This window comes from Mycobacterium sp. E2462 (assembly GCF_001672685.1).
GTDB lineage: Bacteria > Actinomycetota > Actinomycetes > Mycobacteriales > Mycobacteriaceae > Mycobacterium.
In genome coordinates this window covers 1-3,067 of the sequence record NZ_LZKC01000060.1, presented here as the reverse complement: position 1 = coordinate 3,067, position 3,067 = coordinate 1, and the positions used below count along the sequence as shown (strand labels likewise).

At 68.7% G+C, this 3,067-nt stretch carries 4 protein-coding genes and 1 pseudogene; 3 read left to right on the top strand and 2 right to left on the bottom strand.

The features are described 5' to 3' along the window. Positions 1-620, bottom strand: a 620-nt coding sequence (gene cofD / locus A5714_RS03315) for a 2-phospho-L-lactate transferase (protein ID WP_068282739.1), incomplete at its 3' end; no start/stop codon positions are given. Between the two features lie 356 nt (positions 621-976). Between cofD and A5714_RS03310 the strand changes: the two genes are divergently transcribed. Continuing rightward, positions 977-1,315 (top strand): WhiB family transcriptional regulator, encoded by a 339-nt coding sequence (locus A5714_RS03310; RefSeq protein WP_068282742.1) that lies wholly within the window; start codon positions 977-979, stop codon positions 1,313-1,315. A gap of 30 nt (positions 1,316-1,345) precedes the next feature. On the opposite strand, the gene A5714_RS03305 is transcribed toward A5714_RS03310, so the two are convergent. Continuing rightward, positions 1,346-1,768, bottom strand: coding sequence for a metallopeptidase family protein (locus tag A5714_RS03305; RefSeq protein WP_068072795.1), 423 nt, complete (start codon positions 1,766-1,768; stop codon positions 1,346-1,348). Positions 1,769-1,956: 188 nt separating this feature from the next. On the opposite strand from A5714_RS03305, the gene A5714_RS03300 reads away from it, so the two are divergent. Then, entirely contained in the window at positions 1,957-2,421 is a 465-nt protein-coding gene (locus tag A5714_RS03300) for a DUF3499 domain-containing protein (RefSeq protein ID WP_197502902.1), read from the top strand. 110 nt (positions 2,422-2,531) lie between these two features. Continuing rightward, positions 2,532-3,067 (top strand): annotated as a pseudogene (locus tag A5714_RS03295) (hypothetical protein); the annotation flags it as partial.

Sequence of the window (3,067 nt, the reverse complement as noted above, 5' to 3'; positions counted from 1 at the left end):
TCGGCGATGGCGGCCAGCACTTCGGTTGTGGCCGCGGCCTTTTCGGCGCCGACGAAGGCGAAGCTGTGGGTGGGCACCTGGGCGCGGTAGCGCACCCACCACTCCTGGAAGTGGATGGCGCGCTGCTTGCCGTCGGCCGGATCGGTGATCACGACGTGCGTCTCGCAGCGGTCGTCGCTGGCCGGCAGCAGCCGCGCGCCGGGCTGCCAGCGGTCGCACAGCGCCGTGGTGATCTGCGACAGCGGGTACCCGGCGCTGAGCATCTGGGTGCGCACCAGGTGCGTGCCCAGGTCGCGGTCGCCCAGCCCGAACCAGTCGGGCTGCACCCCGTAGCGCGTCAATTCCTCTTTGGCGTGCCAGGTTTCGTTGCGGTGACCCCACCCGCGCTCCGGGTCCACACCTCCACCTAAGGTGTACATGCAGGTGTCCAGATCCGGGCAGACCCGCACCCCGTGGATCCAGGCGTCATCGCCGACGTTGACGATCGCAGTCAGCTCGTGACTGCCGGAACCCGGGCCCGGACGCCGCTGCGTATGGAACTGACCCAGCCCGAGGAACTGCTGGACCCCCAGCAGGAAACGGGCGCCGCCAACCCCACCGACCAGAACCGTGACCTTCACATTGCACGACAGTACCGCCCGACGACCGTGCGGTAACGGTCCGCTGATCTCGACCTCAACGGAAGGTTATAGGTCTGTGATCGACACGCCGAAGACGGCAAACAACAGAAACGCCGAAATCTGATCACGAGATGGTATGGAAATGCGCCGTAACGCTTGACCTAGCAGGTCAACCCGTGTCTAATCACAACAGTGTCATTTCCCGGTTGGCCGGCCGATTCCGGTGTCGCAGACCGAGATTCGATCACTTGTTCGAATTGTCTGATACATCGGAAATAGTGGGCACCACTAACACTCTCACACTCACGTCGAGGAGGCGGACGACCGTTATGTCTTACGAACATCTTCGCGGCGCCATGGCGAGCACCCCGCACAGCATCATCGGCCCGGCGACGGACCGGCCCGCCAGGCCGCACCTGACCGTAGTCCCTGACGCCCCAACGGTTTTCGAGCCCGAGGTCGAAGAGGCCCCGGCCGCCGACCAGTGGCAGGACCGCGCGCTGTGCGCGCAGACCGACCCCGAGGCTTTCTTCCCGGAGAAGGGCGGCTCGACCCGCGAGGCGAAGAAGATCTGCCTCGGCTGCGAGGTGCGCCACGAATGCCTCGAGTACGCCCTCGAGCACGACGAGCGCTTCGGGATCTGGGGCGGTTTGTCCGAACGCGAGCGCCGGCGCCTCAAGCGCGGCATAATCTAACGCCGCGCCGGCGCCTTTAGCGCCACTTGACTATTCGTCGTCGATCGCCGGGTCGATGACCGTGGGCTCCACGTCGAGGTAGATCGCCACCTGGGCCACCAGTATCTCGTGCAGCAGATCGCCAAGTTCGACGGTGTCCTTGGCGCGCCGTTCAATCGGCTTGCGAAACAACACGATTCGCGCCCGCGTGGAATTGCCGCGGACGTCGACGCCCGCCGGGATCAGGCGGGCCAGCGGAATCGGTCCATCGGCGACCACCTCGGGCGGCCACTGCACGCTGTCGGGATCCTTCGCGGCGATCCGGGGGATCTCGTCGACCGCCACGTCCAGCTCCGCGAGCCGGTCCTGCCAATTCCGCTCGATGGGTTCGTAAGCCTCGAGCACCGCCATGTCGAACCGCTCGGCGCGGCTGCGCCATCCCGGCACCGTCGGCGGCAACAGCGGGCCGCGCATGTCGCGCCCGCGCCGGAAGGATCGGTGCGACGCAAAGCGGCGCCCGTCCGATGCGTCGGGGAACCGATCTCGTCGCGGGGAACTGCGCGAATCGCCCACGGGCCGATGGTAACGGTTGGACATCGGGCGTCGAGGAGTTGCGCGTGTCCGCCGCTTCGGCGGCGTTTCCGCACGATAGCCTTTCGCTCGTGAACGTTCCCCGTCGCTGCTGTCGGCCCGGGTGCCCGCACTACGCGGTGGCGACCCTGACGTTCGTCTATTCGGACTCGACGGCAGTTGTAGGTCCCCTCGCCACCGTGCGGGAACCGCACTCCTGGGACCTGTGTGTCAACCACGCCGGCCGAATCACCGCCCCGCGCGGGTGGGAGCTGGTGCGGCACGCGGGCCCCCTGCCGCTGCACCCCGACGAAGACGACCTCGTCGCCCTGGCGGACGCGGTCCGCGAGGGCGGTTCCGGCGAGCGCAGCGTGCCGTTCGGCGGCGCCGGCGCGGCCCGCAACGGCTCGACCGGCTACGACGGCTTCGCCGAGGCCCACATCCACCACACCGGAGCGCAAGCCACCGCGCCCAGCAGTGGACTGCTCGCAACGCCGGAGCACCGTTCGGGACGGCGCCGCGGACACTTGCGGGTGTTGCCCGACCCCAGCGACTAACCCGTCGGCGCCGCCCGGCGCCCGCGCGCACCGCGGCGGCCGGTCGTCTCCGGCGGCCGATAGGCTGACGGCCAAGAGGCGAAGAATCGATGGCGTCAGGAGGCCCCCGCATGTCTCGGCCCGCCGCGACTGTGCACCGTGTCGTCAAGGCATACGACATCCGTGGGTTGGTCGGTGAAGAGATCGACGAACCGTTGGTCACCGACCTCGGCGCCGCATTCGCCAAGCTGATGCGCACCGAGGGCGCCCGCCGGGTGGCGATCGGCCACGACATGCGCGACAGCTCACCCACCCTGGCCGCCGCGTTCGCCGCCGGCGTCACCAGCCAGGGCCTCGACGTGGTGCGCATCGGCCTGGCGTCCACCGACCAGCTGTACTTCGCCTCCGGGCTGCTGGACTGCCCGGGCGCCATGTTCACCGCCAGCCACAACCCCGCCGCCTACAACGGGATCAAGCTGTGTCGGGCCGCCGCGCTGCCCGTCGGCGCCGAAACCGGGCTGAGCGTCATCAAGGAGGACGTGCTCAACGGGATCCAGCGCCACGACGGCCCGGCCGGCACCGTCACCGATCGCGACGTGATCACGTTGTGGATGATCGTGGCGCCGATCTCGCGGTGCAGCTCACGGGCGGCGACCAGGGCGGTCAC

Bases quoted from the DNA above. Each gene is read 5' to 3' on its own strand.
- A5714_RS03310 (WP_068282742.1), top strand. From the start codon at position 977: ATGGCGAGCACCCCGCACAGCATCATCGGCCCGGCGACGGACCGGCCC.
- A5714_RS03305 (WP_068072795.1), bottom strand. From the start codon at position 1,768: ATGCGCGGCCCGCTGTTGCCGCCGACGGTGCCGGGATGGCGCAGCCGC.